Source organism: Brucella sp. H1_1004, from assembly GCF_047308065.1.
GTDB classification, from domain to species: Bacteria; Pseudomonadota; Alphaproteobacteria; order Rhizobiales; family Rhizobiaceae; genus Brucella; species Brucella pseudogrignonensis_B.
Map to the genome: position 1 here is coordinate 596,794 of NZ_JAYKZA010000001.1, position 17,591 is coordinate 614,384.

The window sequence follows — 17,591 nt, forward strand, 5'->3', positions numbered from 1 at the left end:
ATGGCGCACGGCACGGTGATAGGAGCACGGAATAATGGGTAAGGTTACTGGTTTTCTTGAGATCGACCGGCAGGTAGCAAAGTACCAGCCAGCATCGGATCGCATTCGTCACTTCCGCGAATTCACGCTTCCCATGACGGATGGTGAAGTGCAGAAGCAGGCGGCACGCTGCATGGATTGCGGCATCCCGTTCTGCCACGGTGACACTGGTTGTCCGGTGAACAATCAGATCCCGGACTGGAACGATCTCGTCTATAACAACAACTGGGATCAGGCGATCCGCAACCTGCATCTGACCAACAACTTCCCGGAATTCACGGGTCGTGTTTGTCCGGCGCCTTGCGAGGAAGCCTGCACGCTGAACCTTGAAGATGCGCCAGTTGCGATCAAGACTGTGGAGCAGGCACTGGGCGACAAGGCCTATGAGCTTGGCTATATCGTTCCGCAGCCAGCAGCGCAGAAGACCGGCAAGTCGGTTGCGATTATCGGTTCTGGTCCAGCAGGTCTTGCTGCGGCGCAGCAGCTTGCACGCGCTGGTCACATGGTCGATGTCTATGAACGCGAAAGCCGTCCGGGGGGTCTGCTGCGTTATGGTATTCCTGACTTCAAGATGGAAAAGCACCTGATCGACCGTCGCGTCACGCAGATGGAAGGTGAGGGTGTCCGCTTCCTTTGCGGTGTCAATATCGGCGTTGACAAGCCACTGCGCGGTCTGCTCGATACCTATGATGCGGTGCTTTATTCGGGGGGGTCTGAAAAGCCGCGTCCAGCCGGTATTCCGGGTGCAGACCTTGAAGGCGTGCATGATGCCATGCCTTATCTCGTTCAGCAGAATCGTCGTGTTGGCCGCGAGAACATTGAATCCGTTGCATGGCACGAAGCCCCAATCCTCGCCGGTGGCAAGCATATCGTCGTTGTCGGCGGTGGTGATACAGCTTCTGACTGCGTAGGCACGGCTTTCCGTCAGGGCGCGGTCAATGTCACGCAGCTCGATATTCGCCCGCAGCCGCCTGAAAGAGAAGACAAGCTGAGTGTCTGGCCTTATTGGGCAACCAAGATGCGTACATCTTCCAGTCAGGCTGAAGGTGCTAATCGTGAGTTTCAGGTCGCAACGCTTGAATTCATCGGCGAAGACGGCAAGCTCACGCATGTGAAGTGCTGCCAGGTTGACGAGAAGCGCAAGCCGATTGCCGGCTCCGAATTCTACATCAAAGCTGATCTTGCTTTTATTGCTATCGGCTTCTTTGGTCCGGCTGAAGACAGTGTCGTGAAGGAACTTGGCGATAAGCTTGAAATTTCAACGGATCGTCGCGGTGGAACTTCCGTGAAGGCCAATGAGCAAGATTATCGCACCAATGTCGACAAGCTCTATGCAGCAGGTGACGTGCGTCGCGGTCAGTCGCTGGTTGTCTGGGCAATTCGTGAAGGCCGTCAGGCAGCTCATGCCATTGATGCTGATCTGATGGGATCGTCCGTATTGCCTCGATAATTAAAACGTCGTCTCAATAAAAAGCCCGGCTCTAAGCCGGGCTTTTTTGCTTTTTATGTTAGCCCTGCTGACGATTCTTGCGGATGGCGAGATAGATAATGCCCAGAAGCACAAACCAGACTGGCGTTACTTTAAGCGCCGCTGCTGTGTCCTGTTCCTGTGCCAGCGCCCAGAGGATGAAGGCAAAGAAGGCAAACACCATCACGACAGACGCGCGGCCACCGGGAAGCTTGAAGGTCGATTTTTCATGCAGGTCAGGACGCTTGCGGCGATACTGAAGATAAGACGCAAGAATGATTGACCAGATGAAAATGAACAGAAGTGCCGAAATCGTCGTGACGATTGTAAAGGCTTCAATGATGCTCTGGCCTGCATAAAGCAGCACAACGCCTGCAAGCAGGAAGATGCAGGAGAAGAACAGCGCATTCACTGGCACCTTGCGGCTGTTAAGCTTGCCGAGTGTCTGCGGTGCGAGGCGTGATGTTGCCAGACCATAGATCATGCGCGATGTGGAGTAGATGCCGGAATTGGCACTCGATGTTGCAGAGGTCAGTACGACGAAGTTGACGACATGCGCGGCAATGCCAAGGCCTGCCAGCGAGAACATGGCCACGAACGGGCTTGAACCCGGATCAACCTGATCCCAAGGAATAACGGTAATGATCACAAATAGGGCGCCGACATAGAAAAGCACGACGCGGATGGGGATCGAATTGATTGCCTTTGGCAGGTTGCGGGTCGGGTTTTCCGTTTCGGCGGCAGCTGTACCAACAAGTTCGATGCCCACGAAAGCGAAAACCGCGATCTGGAAGCCTGCCACAAAGCCGAAGAAGCCATTCGGGAAAAACCCGCCATTCGCCCACAGATGTGTGACCGAAGCCTGCGTACCATTTGGCAGCGTGAAATTCGTGATCAGCATATAGGCGCCAGCCAGAATAAGCGCTACGATTGCGATGATCTTGATCAGAGCAAACCAGAACTCGATTTCACCGAAGTTGCGCACGTTTGGCAGGTTCAGCAGCAGCAACACGCCGATCAGGCCAAGCGCCGGAATCCACAGAGCCAGTTCCGGATACCAGAACGATACATAGCCCGAAACAGCCACCACATCGGCAATGCCGGTTACAATCCAGCAAAGCCAGTAGGTCCAGCCAGTAAAGAACTGTGCCCATGGTCCGAGATAGTCGCCTGCGAAATCAGCGAATGAGCGATATTCGAGATTGGAGAGCAGAATTTCACCCAGCGCACGCATGACGAAGAATAGCATGAAGCCGATGATCGCATAGACCAGCAGAATGGATGGTCCAGCGAGCGAGATGGTCTTGCCCGAACCCATGAAAAGGCCCGTTCCAATCGCGCCGCCAATGGCGATCAGCTGGAGATGTCGATTGGTGAGATTGCGTGCAAGATGGGATTCCTCCTCCCGGTTGTTTTCAACGGGAGGCTTCGATGCGATGTTCATTCATATGCCTCTTATTCAATGCAGACGCGTGCGCGAAACGTCCTGTTGGACAGCGCGACCTTCTGATAGACGAGGAAATATGAAATGTGAACTACGAGATAATTAGCATTTAGACGAAGAAATGCCGCATATTTCACGGCATTATAGTGTGATTTATAAAATCATATTTGCAAATAGTATTGTTATTCAGGGATTTACGCTTTTCTGCGGCCATGAAAAGTCATCAGCGCGGCCCGATGAAGCGCCGCTGCCTTTATTGGGTATTTGATTGTTTTTCGTCTTCGGCGCGATTACGCCTCCTAGCAGAACGCCGCTAGTATCTTGATCAACGTCGCGCAGGCTAATCGGTGCAATGCGGTCTATTGGCTTTTCTGGAGCAATTATCTGTGCGGTTGGCAGCAATTGCTCATTATCTTTGCTGCTGCCGAAGAGTGCTTGCAGCGGCTTTTCTGCATAGAATGCGAGTTTGCGTTTACCGGCCGTTGTTGTATTGATGCCGTCATTGCCGCGCAAACGCGCTGTCTGGCCATTAATGTCGAAGCCTGTTTGGCTGAAATTGCCTTCTTCATCGATAAATCCATCCCAGACATCGACGAACTTTGCCCCCGCCTTTTCAGACGTCGTGCGATAGATTTCGTTAAGTGCCAGCATATCCTGAGACATACCGCGCGGCCGGAATGGGGGCTGACCGACCCAGATCAGCGGATAATTCTTATCGGTAATTTCTCTTAAAAATTTTGACACACGATTTTGATATTCTGCGGTCCATTCTGGTGATCGCGCTGCGAGGCTTTGTCCGTTGATCGTGATTGCTTGCCGGTCGTTTGAGCCAATCATGACGACGACAGCAGCGGGCTTTTCTTCATCAAGTATCTTACCGATGTTCGCAGGCCAATCAAAATGATCGTCACGGACAAAGCCCGAAGAACCATTGATGCGGCTGACAATCCGTAGGTCACTATCGGCGGCAAAGGCAACATCGAGCCCTTCCGCTAAGCCGTTGCCGATAAAATCACCGACGACGAGAATTTTTTTGGCGTCTGGCTTTTTCTCGACAAAGTTGATTTCAGGTTGTGGTGGCGTAGCCGGAACGGCGCGAGCTGCGGGTGTTACAGCTTTCGGTGCACGTTTTGGCTTTGCAGGGCGTGTGCGTTGCGGCTTGGGCTGCTCATATTGAGGCTGTGGTTGCGTCTGTTTTGGCCCAAATAGCATATCAAAAATTGTGCGTGGTCGGTTCTGGGCAGATGCGGAAGAGAAGGCTACCAGTATCATTGCAAAGGCAATTAGAGTGGTCATCAGAACGCCGTTGATAGATTTTTTAAAACGTTCTGCCTGCATTGGCTTTACTCTCCTGCGCCCGGAATAGTAGCGTCCTTTGCCAAGAAGAAAAGGAGCGCACATGAAATACGCGCTCCGGCTTTATTCGCATTGATTTTAACGGCGACGGAGAACCGTCAGTACTTCTTTGCTTGGATGTCCATCTTGCTGCAAGCCGTTGCGCTGTTGGAAAGCTTCAATTGCTTTGCGCGATGTAGAGCCGATTTTTCCGTCAATTTTGCCGTCATAATAGCCGAGCGCTTTAAGATGCGACTGCAGCTCTTCGCGTTCATTCATTGTGATCGGAGTGAAAGGACGGTTCCAATCCTGACGCAGGCCCTGATAGCCGCCGATGCGATCTGCAAGCAATCCAACTGCGAGAGCGTATTTATCAGCATTGTTGTAGCGCTTGATCATAAAGAAATTCTTGGCCATCAAAAATGCTGGACCTTCGCGACCATCCATCACTTTCAAGGTCACTTTTTCATTGGCATCCGGGAATGGACGGCCATTGGCGCGAACCACACCAAGTTTCTGCCATTCGGAGGCGGAAAGCGAGCCGGATGGGAATTTACGTCCTGCCGGAAGCACGACTTCATAGCCCCATGTACGGCCCGGCTGCCAGCCATTGCGATGCAGAAGGTTTGCAGCTGTGCCAAGTGCATCTGGAACCGAATTCCAGATATCGCGCTTGCCATTGCCATCCATATCAACCGCATAGGCCTGATAGCTGGTTGGGATGAACTGGGTATGACCCATTGCACCCGCCCACGAACCAGTCAGATGACCGCGATCAATATCGCCAGTTTGGAGAATTTTCATTGCAGCAATCAACTGCGTGCGGCCGAATTTGGCGCGGCGCTGATCGGCATAGGCGAGGGTTGCAAGCGAGCGGATCGTGTCCATCATGACATCGTCACGCTTGAGAATCTCGCCGTAATTGCTTTCCATCGACCAGATGGCCAGCAGGATGTTGCGGTCAACTGAGAAGCGCTGTTCGATCCGCTGGAGCCACGGGCCCCATTTTTTTGCCATGCTTTGTCCAACAGCAACGGAATGCTCATTCACGCGATTGTCGATGTAGCTCCAAATAGGTTCGTTGAATTCAGGCTGAAGGTTTGCTTTGCGCAAAACTTCAGGATCGGGCGAGTTAACGCCTTTAAAAGCTCGATCGAAAGTCGATGGGGATACGCCATTCTGAATGGCTGTTGTGCGGAAACTGGATACCCATTTTCTAAAATTAGCATCAGCAAGAGCGGCGCCGGTAGACAGGCCAGATGCGAGTATCGCTACCGCAACGGTCGCTGTAATCTTGGCGCGCATTCCTCGTCCCAGAGTGAATGGAAATCGCAGCATTCTGTGTTTCCCTTCTGCAATCATGTTCTGCCGCTTCAAACGGCGAGTTGCCTTTCATGCCGATCCTCGTTCAACTAGATTGCATTAACCCATTAATACGATCCAGTGTTGAATTTAGGGCCGACCCTTATGATGCATCAAATTACAGGCTTCAGGTTAGCATTTGGTTTACCATGGTGCGACGAGCCAGAAAATTGCGAAAAATTTTGTGGTTTTCTTGAATCAAGTAACATTAAGGAAAAGTCACTTAATGTGATGGCCTTGAAGAAGATTTTCGCTATTCTTTAATTAAAACGCCCTAATTGAAATGCAGTGGTTTCAATGCTTTCATAGCACACCTTTGTTTTTAACACCTCGAGGAGACGAATGAGTTCGATCCGCAAAATTCGTAAGGCAGTTTTCCCGGTCGCCGGTCTTGGCACGCGTTTTCTTCCCGCGACAAAGTCCATCCCCAAGGAAATGCTTACCGTAGTCGACAAGCCCGTCATCCAATATGTGGTGGACGAGGCTCGCGAAGCCGGTATCGAACATCTCATTTTCGTCACTGGGCGCAACAAGGCTGTCATCGAAGACTACTTCGATGCACAGGTTGAGCTTTATTCGACACTTGCCGAACGCGGTAAAAAGGCCGAACTTGAGCATCTGCAGGAATTGCAGCCTCAGCCAGGCACCACCAGCTTTACCCGCCAGCAGGTTCCACTCGGCCTTGGCCATGCAGTCTGGTGCGCGCGCGAACTGGTCGGGGATGAGCCTTTTGCACTTCTGTTGCCAGATATGGTCATGCAGTCGAAGAAGGGCTGCCTCAAGGAAATGGTCGAGCTATATGAGCAGACCGGCGGAAATGTGATTGCTGTGCAGGAATGCGATCCTGAAGAAGCCCATAAATACGGCATCGTCGGTAAGGGCAATGCGATTGGCAACGGCTTTGAGATCAACCAGATGGTTGAAAAGCCAGCCAAGGGCACCGCACCTTCCAATCTCTATATCAATGGCCGCTATATTCTTCAGCCAGAAATCTTTGAACTGCTAAGCAAGCAGGAAAAAGGAGCGGGCAATGAAATCCAGCTGACAGATGCCATGCTCAAGCTTGCCGATCAGCAGAAGTTCTTCGGCTTTGATTATCATGGTCTGACGTTTGACTGTGGTTCAAAGTCAGGCTTTATCGAAGCCAACGTGGCTTTTGCTCTTTGGCGTAAAGATATCCGCCCAACGGTTGAGTTTTCGATCGCGGATCTTCTCAAGACGATCAAGTCGGCTTAAGCTTGGCTGCATAGATACCTAAAAGGCCCGCTTTCAGTGATGAAAGCGGGTTTTTGTTTGAGCTTATAGCCCCATCCGTCGGCAGATCGCGATGTAGCTCTTCACTGCCTGCGAAGCTTCGCTTTTGCGAAACGCCAGTACCACGTCAGATGTCGTTGGGGTACCTGTTACATTGATATAGCGAATACCGGGCAAGCCTACAGCACTCAAGGATTTGGGGGCCAGAGCGACGCCCAGACCTATCGCGACTCGGCTCGCAATTTCGGTAAAATCAAGAGCCTGTGCACTAATGCTGGGGTCAAAACCAGCGCTGTGGCACGCTTCGATTGTTGTGCCGTGAAATCCAATATCGGCAGGCTGACGCGGCGTGATGAAGATTTCATCCTTGAGTGATGGAAGCTCAATGGTAGCCTGATCTGCCAACGGGTGTGTTTCGCTAAGAACCGCAACAAGCGGCTCTTTTCTCACCACAAGGCTCGTCAGGCCCGGCAAAAGTGGCGCTGGCCAGCGCACGAAACCCATATCGAGAAGCCCTTCGGAAATGCGTGTTAACTGCATCCGCAGTTCCATCTCCACCAGATTGACGGAGACGTCAGGATACTCTTCCTTAAATTTGCGTATGGTCTCGAAGACAATGCCTGAATAGGCGGCTGATGCGACATAGCCTATGGAGATCTGACCAATTTCACCGCGCCCGGCACGGTTCACCGCAATCATCGTCGCGTCGACCTGCATGAGGATTTTGACGGCCTCACGATAGAGCACTTCGCCTGATTGCGTCAGTTGAACTGCGCGTCGCGAGCGATCAAGAAGTGGTGCCCCGAGAATGGTTTCCAGCGCCATGATCTGTTGGCTCAAGCCTGGTTGCGCAATACCAAGTTTCGCAGCCGCCCGCTCGAAGTTCTTCTCCTCAACAAGTGCGCAGAAATACCGCAGGTGTCGGAGTTCAAAGGATTTGGACGTGAGGAGCTTGCTGCGCTGTTCCGGCATGGCTGTTTCTTTGAATAATTCAAAACTATGGCGATTTTGATTAGTATAACTCAAACTTATGAAAAATACGCCCTTGAATTATTGGATAGATTACGAAAAGATGATTAATGGGGTCCAGTTTAAACCTTGAGGGGATCAAAGTGAAAATCCTGGCCCGAAAACGCCGCGCTTTATCGGTTGTTATTTTTTCCGGCACAACGTTGGCCTCCATCGTTGCAGTCAATGCGCAAGAGACAGCAAGCCCCACCGTGCTTGCACCGATTGTCGTGAATGGTGGTTCGGAAGATCCCACGGCGCCGATTAAGGGCTACGTTGCCAGAACCAGCATCAGCGCGACCAAGACTGGCACGCCTCTGGTTGAAACTCCGCAGTCAATCTCTGTCGTGACTGCGAACGAAATAGCAGCGCAGGGTGCCCAAACCCTGGGACAAGCGCTTGGCTATACGCCCGGCGTTGTGTCAGAGCCTTATGGATCCGATCCGCGCTTTGACTCTCCACTGATCCGTGGTTTTGATGGCCGTCAGGTGCAGTTCTTAAACGGTCTTCGCCTGATGCGCACTGCAGGTGCCTCGGCGGTTGATCCTTATATGCTTGAGCGTATCGAAGTGGTGCGCGGACCTGCTTCGGTGATGTTCGGTCAGGGCAATCCCGGTGGCCTGATCAATATGATCAGCAAACGCCCGACGTTTGAGAAGTTCGGCGAGATTGGTGTTCAGGCTGGCAGCTATGACACCTATGGCACCTATTTTGATTTTGGGGGTCCTGTCGCGGAAAGTGATCAGTTTGCCTATCGCCTGACGGGCATGGTTCGCAAAGCTGGCACACAGACCGATTATCTCGACAATGATCGCTATTTCATCGCGCCCGCCTTCACATGGAAGCCGGATGAAGACACAAAGCTGACCATTCTCACCAGCTTCCAGCATGATAATCCAAGCTCGCCTTCGGGCCTGCCACCAGAATTTACACTTAATTCCACTGGCTATACGCTGCCACGCGATTTTTCGCTGGGCGATCCAGATTTTGATCGTTCAAGCCGCGATGTTATCAATCTCGGCTATGAACTTGAACATCGTATCAATGATACATGGACCTTCCGCCAGAATGCGCGCTTTTCCAATCAAAGCTGGCAATATCAAGCGCTTGGTTATTCAAATTCTGGCCGTATCACCGATGGGCGCACGTTAAGACGTATTGCGACATATCAGGATGAACGTCTGAACACCTATAATATCGACAATAACTTCGTTGCGGAATTTAACACCGGCCCAGTCGAGCATAAGTTTCTTGCTGGTCTCGATTATCGTTATTTCGACAATAATGTCGAAACGCAGTTCTGGCGCTGGGCACCGCTGGATATTTATAATCCGATCTATGGTCAGCCGATCAATCTGACGGAAAGAAATTTGGCGACGAAGGTCGATTCAAGCCTGAGCCAGCTTGGTATTTATGCGCAGGACGAACTGGCCTATGAAAACTGGCGCGCTACCTTTGGTCTGCGTCAGGATTGGGCGAGCACCAAGGGGACGTCCACCAATTTGAATACGCTTGTATCGCGTCCACTGGACAAGGATGATCACAAGCTGACAGGTCGTGCCGGTCTTGGCTATGTGTTTGATAATGGCATTGCACCATACATCAGCTATTCTACATCGTTTGAACCGCTCGCTGTGCCTGCCAGTGGTCAGCTGTTAGAACCGACAACAGGAAAACAGTGGGAAGCAGGTATCAAGTATCAACCGAATGGCTGGGACGGCTATTTTGCAGCAGCCATTTACGATTTACGGCAGCAGAATGTTGCTGTTTCAGTCCTCGAAAACGATAAAACTGTGACAAAGCAGATTGGTGAAGTACGCGTTCGGGGATTGGAGCTGGAGGGTGTTGCGAGCCTTGCGCAAGGCCTCGATCTGCGTGCGGCCTACACATATATGGATGCTGAAAATATTGAAGGCAATTACAATGGCAAGCGTCCTGCCAATGTGCCCAAACATGCAGCAAGTCTGTGGCTCGACTACACTTTTCAGGAAGGCTCAGTGCTTGAAGGCTTTGGCGTTGGCGGTGGCGTGCGCTATGTCGGTCAGCGTTATGGCGATCTGGAAAATAATTATGATCTTGATGCGGTGACACTGGCCGATGCCGTCATTCACTATCAGAAGGATCACATTAAGGCGTCGCTCAATATCAAGAATATTGCGGACAAGAAGTATGTCGCAAGTTGCAGTTCTTTCGGATGTAACTATGGTGACGGCAGAACCTATATGAGCAAGCTGACATTTACATGGTAACAGGCCCGCAACGCGGATCGATAGTCTCTGCATCTAAAATCAGCCGCCGGAAAGCCCTTGGCCTTTTGGCGGCTTTGGCTTTGCCGAATGTGGCACGCGCCAATCCATTTTCGCGTATTGCGGCAATCGATTGGGCCATGCTCGAATGTCTGGTGGCATTGGGTGTCACGCCGATTGCAGCAACAGAGCTGATCCGGTTTCGTGAAGATGCGGTTGAGCCGCAATTGCCTGCTTCGGTTGTCGATCTCGGTCTGCGTGGTTCGCCGAATTTCGAGCTGCTTTATCTGCTCAAGCCTGATCTGATCCTGAGTTCCCCTTTTTATACCCGGCATGAAGAGGCGATGAAATCGATAGCGCCGATCATGTCGTTGCCGTTTTATGTGCGCGGCGAGGGGCCTTATGAGAAGTCGCTGCAAGCTGTAACGGCGCTGGGCGATAAGCTTGAACTCAGCGCCAAAGCATCAAGTGTTATTGAGGCTCAGGCGAAGTTTATTGCCGAGACCAAAGAGACGTTAAAACCTTTTGCATCGCGCCCGACCTACCTCATCAATATTGGCGATGCGCGCCATTTCCGCGCTTTCGGCAATGACAGCATGTTTGGTGACGTGCTGGAACGGCTTGGTCTGCCAAACGCCTGGACGGATCGCTCGCGCTTTACATTTGCGGCCCCCGTTCCGCTGGAAAATCTGGCAGCAAATCCTGATGCGCGCATCATCATCATCTCGGATATTCCAGTTGAATCGCGCAACAGCCTGCGCAACAGCGTGATCTGGCAATCGCTCAAACCTGTCCGTGACGGTCGTGTCTATATGGTGGGTAACATCAATCCCTATGGCGGACTGACCGCCGGATTGCGATTTGCACGGCTTCTGAGCCGGGCGTTGCAGGCAAGCGACGAGGCATTCCTGTGACCCGTGGTGGACTGATTTCAAGCGCTGTAATCGGCGTTATGATCGCTCTTGGGCTGTTTCTCTGGAACGCCAACGCGTTTTTGCCTTTTGCGCAATGGCCTTCGCTGCCGTTTAATCCGCAAAGCATGAGTACCGAGCAGGTCATTCTGGTCTATGCGCTGTTTCCGCGTGCTTCCGTTGCGATTTTTGCCGGTGCAGCACTGGGGCTGGCGGGTGCTTTGCTGCAGCGTTTGCTCAACAACCCGATTGCTGATCCATCGACGCTTGGCGTGTCGTCGGGCGCGCAGCTTGCAATCGTTACGGCAACGCTGTTCTTCCCGACAGTGCTTGACCAGTTTCGCTGGGCGGTCGCGCTTTCTGGTGCTGGTGTTGCGACCGCAATGGTGTTTCTGCTCGGCTGGCGCAGTCGGCTTGAGCCAGTGACGATGGTTGTGTCCGGTCTTTTGATCGGTGTGACATGCAGTGCGATCTCCGCTGCGATGACGCTATCGCAGGGCCAGTATCTCATGTCGCTTGTGACATGGAATGGCGGTTCGCTGAGCCAGCAGGACTGGTCATCGACAGTCGCCCTTGCTTTGCAATTCCTTGTCTGCCTCATTGCCGCAATCATGCTCAGCCGTCCGCTGACGCTTGCAAGTCTTGGTGATAGCAGTGCGCGCTCGCTGGGTGTATCGCTTTCATGGCTGCGCGTTGCGATCGTGGCTGTTGCGGTGGTGCTGAGTGCCGGCGTTGCGGCCAGTGTCGGGCTTGTCAGTTTTATCGGTCTGGCCGCCCCTGCAATCGTCCGTAGCTTCGGGGTCAGAAAGCCGGGTTCAATCCTGCTGGCGTCACCTTTTGCTGGTGCCGTTCTTCTCTGGATCTGCGACGGAGCGGTGCAAGTTTTCGGCGCAAATCTGGGTGAGACTTTCCCGACAGGCGCGGTTACCGCGCTGATCGGCGGGCCTTTGCTGCTCTGGCTCATTCCACGTGTGCGTTCGACAGGATCGCAGCAATCCTCACCTGCACAGGTTTTCAGACGTGCTTCAAATGCCAAACTTGGCTTGCTGCTCATCGCTCTGCTGGTCGCAGCTTTTCTCGCTCTTGCGCTTGCGCGCACGCCGGAGGGTTGGTTGCTTCTGACAGGCGAAAATCTTCGCGATATCCTGCCTTTGCGCTGGCCGCGCCTTCTGGCTGCCGCTGCCGCAGGCAGTCTGCTTGCAATGGCGGGCGCTGTTCTTCAGCGACTAACCGGCAACCCGCTGGCAAGCCCGGAAGTCATCGGCGTCAGTGGCGGAGCAGGCATAGGCTTTGCTTTAGCACTGACAGTTTTCGCCGCACCCAATAATGCGCAATTGCTGCTTTGCGCGTCCGTTGGTGCGCTGATTGCCATGCTGGTTGTGTTGAGCTTTGCGAGCCGCAGAAGGCTCTCATCCGCACGCTTGCTGCTGTCCGGCATTTCGGTCGGTTCGCTCGCATCTGCCGTTTTGAGCATCTTCCTCTCGATCGGCGATCAGCGGTCGTGGCAGATTCTTGCCTGGCTCAGCGGGTCATCGGCAACGGCAACGCCGGAAAGTTCGCTTTTCCTTTTCGTGCTGACATTCACAGTGATTGGGCTGGCATTGCTTGCGTCCCGCTGGTTGACCATCCTGCCGCTGGGGCAGACGATTCCAGTCTCGCTTGGTTTACCAGTGCGGTCTGCACGGATATTGACGATCCTGCTTGCCGCGATTGCCAGTGCCGCCGCATCGCTTCTCGTCGGCCCTTTGAGCTTCGTGGGGCTGATGGCGCCGCATATGACGCGGCGTATGGGCTTTGATCAGGCTCAGTCGCATGTCGTGGCATCAGCCGTGCTGGGCGCGCTTTTGATGGTGATTGCTGATCTTGGTTCGCGCAATGCGACCTTCCCCTATGAGTTACCGCTGGGCCTTTTCGCAGCTTTGATCGGTGCGCCCTACCTTGCCTGGGCACTAACTAAAAAAGGATAGTCCGATGAACACGAACACGCCGCTCTGGACGGATTCTCCGGAGCGATACGGGCTTGTGAGCCGGATTCTACATTGGGCAATGGCCTATATTCTGCTCTGGCAGTTTGTGATGATCCTTTCGTGGAAAATGGTTGGCCCTTCACCGGTGCTTGATGCCATCAGGGTTTTCGGTCCGGCACATGGAACGGTCGGGTTTCTGACGATTGTACTGGTTGTCGTGCGTGGCATCTGGGCATTCATCAATCGCAATCAGCGCCCGCCGCATCAAGCAGGACTGATGGGCAAACTGGCGCGCATTGCACATCATGCTTTCTATGTGCTGCTGTTCGCCATTCCGGCTCTGGCACTGTTTCGCGCCTATGGCAGCGGTAAAGGACGCGAGCAATGGGGCATCAATATTGTCCCTGCAACGGGCGAGAAAGTGGAATGGATGATGGCACCCGCAAATGCGCTGCACAGCCTGCTTTCATGGGTTCTGTGCGTGTTGATTGTCGCTCACATACTGGCCGCGCTGTGTCATCGGTTTTTTCTTAAAGACGGTATTCTCTCACGCATGGCTGGCCCGATGCGCTCCAATTTCTCACTTTAACGCGCATCTTTTCCGAAAACCGTTTCACACTTTTCGGGATGCGTTCCAAATTCAGAGTTTTGCCGCAAGGAAGTCGATAAAGGCACGGATACGCGCGGCGAGGTGAGGGTGGCCGGGGAAAACCGCATGGATTTTCTCAGGCTCCGCAGGCGACCATGCGGCCAGCACTTCCACCAGTCGCCCGCTTGCCAGATCATCGGCAACAGTATGCTCTCCGGTCTTCATCAGCCCGCCGCCTTCGATGCAGATGCGTCTTAGGATCGTGCCGTCGCTGCCAAGAAAATTGCCGGAAACCACCTGTCGAATGCTATGGCCCGTATCTGGGTCGGCAAACTCCCATTCACTCGGCTGGAAATTATAGCGCAGACAATTATGCGTTTTGAGGTCTTCCGGTCTCTGTGGCGTGCCGTGCTTTTCCAGATAAAGCGGTGAGGCAACGACCAGCCGCCGCATCAGCGTGATGGGGTGGGCTTTTAACGCCGAATCCTTCAAGACGCCGGAGCGGATCGCAAGATCGGTTCGCTCCTGCCAGAGATCGATAATGCTGTCGTTTAAGGTAATATCCAGCTCGACCTCCGGATATAGTTTCAGAAATTCAGGCACCAGCGGCATGATCACCGTTGCACCAAAGCCGACCGTCGAACTGACACGCAAAGGGCCGCGTACTGCTGCCTTTGCGCCATCGGTGATGCGTGCCTCCATTTCAGTCAACCGGTCGAGCAGGCTGCGCGCTTCCGCCAGATAGATTTCACCTTCCGGTGTCGGCGTCAGACTGCGGGTGGACCGCACCAGCAAACGCACCTGCAAACGATCTTCCAGTCGCGAGACAAGACGGCTGATCGCTGACGGTGTCATGTTGAGCTGACGGGCGGCAGCGGAAAAACTGCCTGTTGCCACTGCGCGCGCAAAAACTTCCATTTCACCAAAGCGGTTATCCAAAGCATCACCTGTGAATTTGATGAACAGTTATATGCACAATTATCACTCTTATCATTTGATATCCAGAGAGCGATATGGAGACAAAGTTAAACAACAGGAACTTCTCCCATGCCTGTCGCTCTCATTGCTCTTACGATCGCTGCCTATGCGATCGGGACGACTGAATTTGTGATCGTTGGTTTGCTGCCGACGGTCACCTCGGATCTGAATATCACTTTGCCGCTCGCCGGATTGATCGTCAGCGTTTATGCGCTTGGCGTCACCGTTGGCGCTCCAATCCTCACGGCCCTGACCGGTCGTCTTGAACGCAAGCCATTGCTGCTTGGCCTCATGGCGCTGTTCATCGCGGGCAACATGGTTGCAGCTTCCGCCCCAAGCTATGAAATCCTCATGGTCGGGCGCGTGCTGTCTGCCTTTGCGCACGGCGTTTTCTTCTCGGTCGGTGCCACCATTGCGGCTGATCTCGTGCCGGAAAACAAACGTGCTTCGGCTATCGCCATGATGTTCATGGGCCTGACAGTTGCAATCGTTACCGGCGTGCCGCTCGGCACATGGATCGGCCAGAACTTCGGCTGGCGTGCAACCTTCTGGGCTGTTTCGGCTATCGGCCTTGTGGCTCTCGTCGGTATTGCAGCACTTCTGCCGCGTGCATTGCCGAAGGCTAAACCAGCATCACTCATAGATCAGCTGCGTGTTTTGGGCTCCGGTCGCTTGCTGATTGTCTATGGTATGACCGCACTCGGTTATGGTGGCACGTTCGTGGCCTTCACCTACTTAACCCCGATCCTGCAGGATATTACCGGCTTTTCCGCAGATTCCGTCAGCTACATTCTCGTGCTTTATGGAATTGCCATTGCCATCGGCAATATCGTCGGTGGACGCATTTCAAACGCCGATCCGGTGCGTGCGCTGACTGTTCTGTTCGTGTTGCAGGCGATTGTGCTGGTGCTGTTCAGCTTTAGTACCGTGTCCCCCCTTTTCACGCTGATCACGCTTGCGGCTCTCGGTTTTCTGCAATTCGCAAATGTTCCCGGCCTGCAGCTCTATGTGGTGCAGCTTGCCAAGGAACACCGTCCGGGGGCTGTCGATGTCGCTTCCGCGCTGAATATTGCAGCGTTCAATCTCGGCATTGCGCTTGGCGCCTGGCTCGGAGGCATGGTGGTCGAAAGCCAGCTCGGCCTCATCTCAACCCCTTGGGTTGGTGCAATTCTCGTCGCGGGTGCTCTTGGCCTCACAGTTTTGAGCGGCGTGCTTGACCGCCGCACCGAAACCCGCGTTGCAACCGCTGTTTGATTTAACCTTGGCACTACAAAAGTATAAGGACGGCACAAGCCGTCCTTTTTTCGTGACATGCTTTATCGCTGCACTTTCATGCCAACATAAATGCTGTTGGCGTGGTACTCGCGATAGGAAATCTGGCTGGTTTGAAACTCATGCCGTAGTCGTGCATCAATGCCGACAAAGCGATTGATCCAGTATGTCGCACCAATCTGGGCGCCGATGGTGTAATCCGTGCCAGTGCCGTCCTTGTTGTCGCGGATATTGAGATCAAGTTTGCCGTTGAGGCTTAGATCAGAGCGTACACGTCGTGTGACCTCAAGGCTAGCAAAGTGTAGCAGTGCGCCTGCAACACCCGGCGTTGTCGAGGTATCCACCATGGTGCGGGCATAAAGCTGTACGTCGGTTCCACGTAATGGCGACCAGTTGATGGCTGCCGCAAGCGATGGGCCGCTGACATCTGCGAGGCGGGAATCGTCGCTATTGGCACGCATGTAGCCCGCTGAGAATTCGCCATTGAATTTTTCACCGCGATCAAACATGAGACCTGCGCGCAACCCATATTGTGAGCCGCTGCGCTCATAGCCGTTACTGTCTACCCGTTCATCGAATATCCGCTTTCCGAGTTCGACGTCGGCGAAGGGCTTAAGCGCAGGCGAAATCGCGAAACCGCCGCGCAGCGTTACGCTGGCATAGGTATTGTCGCGGTCCTTCTGACTGACAGTGCCACCAGACGAAAGTTCTGCATTGCCGTAGCTGTCATGCTCAAGGCGACCTGTGGCGCGACCAAATACCAGCCCGGTGTCACGTTCGATGCCTAGGCTGCCGTTGATCGTATGGACAAGCGGGCGTTTCAAGGCATCCGTCACGCCGTTGGGGCTTGATGCGCTTTCACGGCGCAGCTTATAGCCTGCGCCTGCATTCACGGTTGTCTGGTCACTCAAATCAAAACGCAAATTGCCCTGAACATCGACGCGAGGTTCTGATACGTCCTGCCCGGAGATTGATTTGCTCATCGTGCCGGAAGCATCGATTTTCGCCTGATGGCGTCCCCAATCCGATTCCGCATTGAGACGGAGAGTTGTTTCCGACAACACGGCGCTTGAACCTGTCGAACTGTTGTCACCGTTGGTCGTCGCGCGAATGCCTTGTTCGAGTGAGGGACGCAGTATGAAATTACCAGTACGAATGCCGATTGGAGCGAATGGATCCGCTCCCTGTGTTGCACGGCGACCCTGTGCAGGAAGCATAGGCAGGTTCTCACGGCGGGCACGGCCAGTATCTTCGCGTTCTTGCATTGTGATCGCACCAACCGGCATATTGTCGGTGGCTAGAAAACGTGGAGCTTCTTCTTCTGAAAGCTTTGTTGCTTCTGATGTCCCAGTGGGCTTCGGCGGGGTGGGGGGTGTGTAGGAATCGTCTGCAAGGTCGTCCTGTGAAGACGTATTCAGATTTGCAGGATCGCCATCGCGATAGGTGTCGTTTTCATTTGAAGAAACGAAGAGGTTGTCGTCGCCTAGGCTGCCGCGTAGCGAGACGTCTTGAGAAAATGCTGGCGAGTTGCTGATTGCAAAGGCGCATGCTGCCAGCAACAGGCTTCTCAGCCTGCGGGCAAAAGGTGAGGGGGCGCGCGATGGGATATTCGCAAAAAGCATATTGTCTTCAAATCGTTGCAACGTGGTAATTGAACGGTAAACGCACATGGTTAATTCTTTATTGATTATAGCGTCCGGCGCTGCGCTCATGTGCGT

Annotated in this window: 13 protein-coding genes; 7 read left to right on the forward strand and 6 right to left on the reverse strand. The window is 53.5% G+C overall.

Going from position 1 to position 17,591, the window contains the following annotated elements:
- The first annotated feature begins 34 nt into the window (after window positions 1-34).
- The gene (locus tag U2P60_RS02945; protein ID WP_413571184.1) at window positions 35-1,489 is read left to right on the forward strand and encodes a glutamate synthase subunit beta; all 1,455 of its coding nucleotides are present in this window, start codon (window positions 35-37) and stop codon (window positions 1,487-1,489) included.
- 58 nt (window positions 1,490-1,547) lie between these two features.
- Here the strand turns inward: U2P60_RS02945 and U2P60_RS02950 are convergent, their stop codons facing one another.
- The 3 genes from U2P60_RS02950 to U2P60_RS02960 all read right to left on the reverse strand — a co-directional run bounded on the left by U2P60_RS02950 (window position 1,548) and on the right by U2P60_RS02960 (window position 5,624).
- Complete coding sequence (locus tag U2P60_RS02950; RefSeq protein ID WP_413571186.1) at window positions 1,548-2,951, reverse strand: amino acid permease; 1,404 nt, start codon at window positions 2,949-2,951, stop codon at window positions 1,548-1,550.
- 186 nt (window positions 2,952-3,137) lie between these two features.
- Complete coding sequence (locus U2P60_RS02955; RefSeq protein ID WP_413571188.1) at window positions 3,138-4,289, reverse strand: DUF459 domain-containing protein; 1,152 nt, start codon at window positions 4,287-4,289, stop codon at window positions 3,138-3,140.
- A gap of 96 nt (window positions 4,290-4,385) precedes the next feature.
- On the reverse strand, window positions 4,386-5,624 hold the full coding sequence (locus U2P60_RS02960; RefSeq protein ID WP_413571190.1) for a lytic murein transglycosylase: 1,239 nt from the start codon (window positions 5,622-5,624) through the stop codon (window positions 4,386-4,388).
- A 366-nt stretch (window positions 5,625-5,990) separates the two neighbouring features.
- Here U2P60_RS02960 and galU point away from each other — a divergent pair, with 366 nt between their 5' ends.
- Window positions 5,991-6,884: a UTP--glucose-1-phosphate uridylyltransferase GalU gene (gene galU, locus U2P60_RS02965; RefSeq protein ID WP_413571192.1), complete on the forward strand. Its 894-nt coding sequence runs from the start codon at window positions 5,991-5,993 to the stop codon at window positions 6,882-6,884.
- A 63-nt stretch (window positions 6,885-6,947) separates the two neighbouring features.
- Here the strand turns inward: galU and U2P60_RS02970 are convergent, their stop codons facing one another.
- Entirely contained in the window at window positions 6,948-7,874 is a 927-nt protein-coding gene (locus U2P60_RS02970) for a LysR family transcriptional regulator (RefSeq protein ID WP_413571194.1), read from the reverse strand.
- 107 nt (window positions 7,875-7,981) lie between these two features.
- Between U2P60_RS02970 and U2P60_RS02975 the strand changes: the two genes are divergently transcribed.
- From U2P60_RS02975 to U2P60_RS02990, 4 genes are read left to right on the forward strand one after another with little or no spacing between them, the layout of a single operon-like run.
- Window positions 7,982-10,159 (forward strand): TonB-dependent siderophore receptor, encoded by a 2,178-nt coding sequence (locus U2P60_RS02975; RefSeq protein ID WP_413571196.1) that lies wholly within the window; start codon window positions 7,982-7,984, stop codon window positions 10,157-10,159.
- Window positions 10,153-11,070 carry an iron-siderophore ABC transporter substrate-binding protein gene (locus U2P60_RS02980; RefSeq protein ID WP_413571198.1) on the forward strand — a complete coding sequence of 306 codons (918 nt, stop codon included), beginning with the start codon at window positions 10,153-10,155 and terminating at the stop codon, window positions 11,068-11,070. The genes U2P60_RS02975 and U2P60_RS02980 overlap by 7 nt, the downstream gene beginning before the upstream one ends.
- A 38-nt stretch (window positions 11,071-11,108) precedes the next feature.
- Window positions 11,109-13,034 (forward strand): Fe(3+)-hydroxamate ABC transporter permease FhuB, encoded by a 1,926-nt coding sequence (fhuB, locus tag U2P60_RS02985; RefSeq protein WP_413571978.1) that lies wholly within the window; start codon window positions 11,109-11,111, stop codon window positions 13,032-13,034.
- A gap of 4 nt (window positions 13,035-13,038) precedes the next feature.
- A complete protein-coding gene (locus U2P60_RS02990) occupies window positions 13,039-13,623 on the forward strand; it encodes a cytochrome b (protein ID WP_313829128.1) in 585 nt (194 codons plus the stop codon).
- Between the two features lie 51 nt (window positions 13,624-13,674).
- On the opposite strand, the gene U2P60_RS02995 is transcribed toward U2P60_RS02990, so the two are convergent.
- Window positions 13,675-14,562, reverse strand: coding sequence for a LysR family transcriptional regulator (locus U2P60_RS02995; RefSeq protein WP_413571202.1), 888 nt, complete (start codon window positions 14,560-14,562; stop codon window positions 13,675-13,677).
- A 108-nt stretch (window positions 14,563-14,670) separates the two neighbouring features.
- Here U2P60_RS02995 and U2P60_RS03000 point away from each other — a divergent pair, with 108 nt between their 5' ends.
- Window positions 14,671-15,855 carry an MFS transporter gene (locus U2P60_RS03000; protein WP_413571204.1) on the forward strand — a complete coding sequence of 395 codons (1,185 nt, stop codon included), beginning with the start codon at window positions 14,671-14,673 and terminating at the stop codon, window positions 15,853-15,855.
- A gap of 62 nt (window positions 15,856-15,917) precedes the next feature.
- On the opposite strand, the gene U2P60_RS03005 is transcribed toward U2P60_RS03000, so the two are convergent.
- A complete protein-coding gene (locus U2P60_RS03005) occupies window positions 15,918-17,495 on the reverse strand; it encodes an outer membrane beta-barrel protein (RefSeq protein ID WP_413571207.1) in 1,578 nt (525 codons plus the stop codon).
- Between the last annotated feature and the right edge of the window lie 96 nt (window positions 17,496-17,591).

Bases quoted from the DNA above. Each gene is read 5' to 3' on its own strand.
- U2P60_RS02955 (WP_413571188.1), bottom strand. From the start codon at position 4,289: ATGCAGGCAGAACGTTTTAAAAAATCTATCAACGGCGTTCTGATGACC.
- U2P60_RS03005 (WP_413571207.1), bottom strand. From the start codon at position 17,495: ATGCTTTTTGCGAATATCCCATCGCGCGCCCCCTCACCTTTTGCCCGC.
- U2P60_RS02950 (WP_413571186.1), bottom strand. From the start codon at position 2,951: ATGAACATCGCATCGAAGCCTCCCGTTGAAAACAACCGGGAGGAGGAA.
- U2P60_RS02945 (WP_413571184.1), top strand. From the start codon at position 35: ATGGGTAAGGTTACTGGTTTTCTTGAGATCGACCGGCAGGTAGCAAAG.
- fhuB (WP_413571978.1), top strand. From the start codon at position 11,109: ATGATCGCTCTTGGGCTGTTTCTCTGGAACGCCAACGCGTTTTTGCCT.
- U2P60_RS02975 (WP_413571196.1), top strand. From the start codon at position 7,982: ATGGGGTCCAGTTTAAACCTTGAGGGGATCAAAGTGAAAATCCTGGCC.
- U2P60_RS02960 (WP_413571190.1), bottom strand. From the start codon at position 5,624: ATGCTGCGATTTCCATTCACTCTGGGACGAGGAATGCGCGCCAAGATT.
- galU (WP_413571192.1), top strand. From the start codon at position 5,991: ATGAGTTCGATCCGCAAAATTCGTAAGGCAGTTTTCCCGGTCGCCGGT.
- U2P60_RS02980 (WP_413571198.1), top strand. From the start codon at position 10,153: ATGGTAACAGGCCCGCAACGCGGATCGATAGTCTCTGCATCTAAAATC.
- U2P60_RS03000 (WP_413571204.1), top strand. From the start codon at position 14,671: ATGCCTGTCGCTCTCATTGCTCTTACGATCGCTGCCTATGCGATCGGG.
- U2P60_RS02990 (WP_313829128.1), top strand. From the start codon at position 13,039: ATGAACACGAACACGCCGCTCTGGACGGATTCTCCGGAGCGATACGGG.
- U2P60_RS02970 (WP_413571194.1), bottom strand. From the start codon at position 7,874: ATGCCGGAACAGCGCAGCAAGCTCCTCACGTCCAAATCCTTTGAACTC.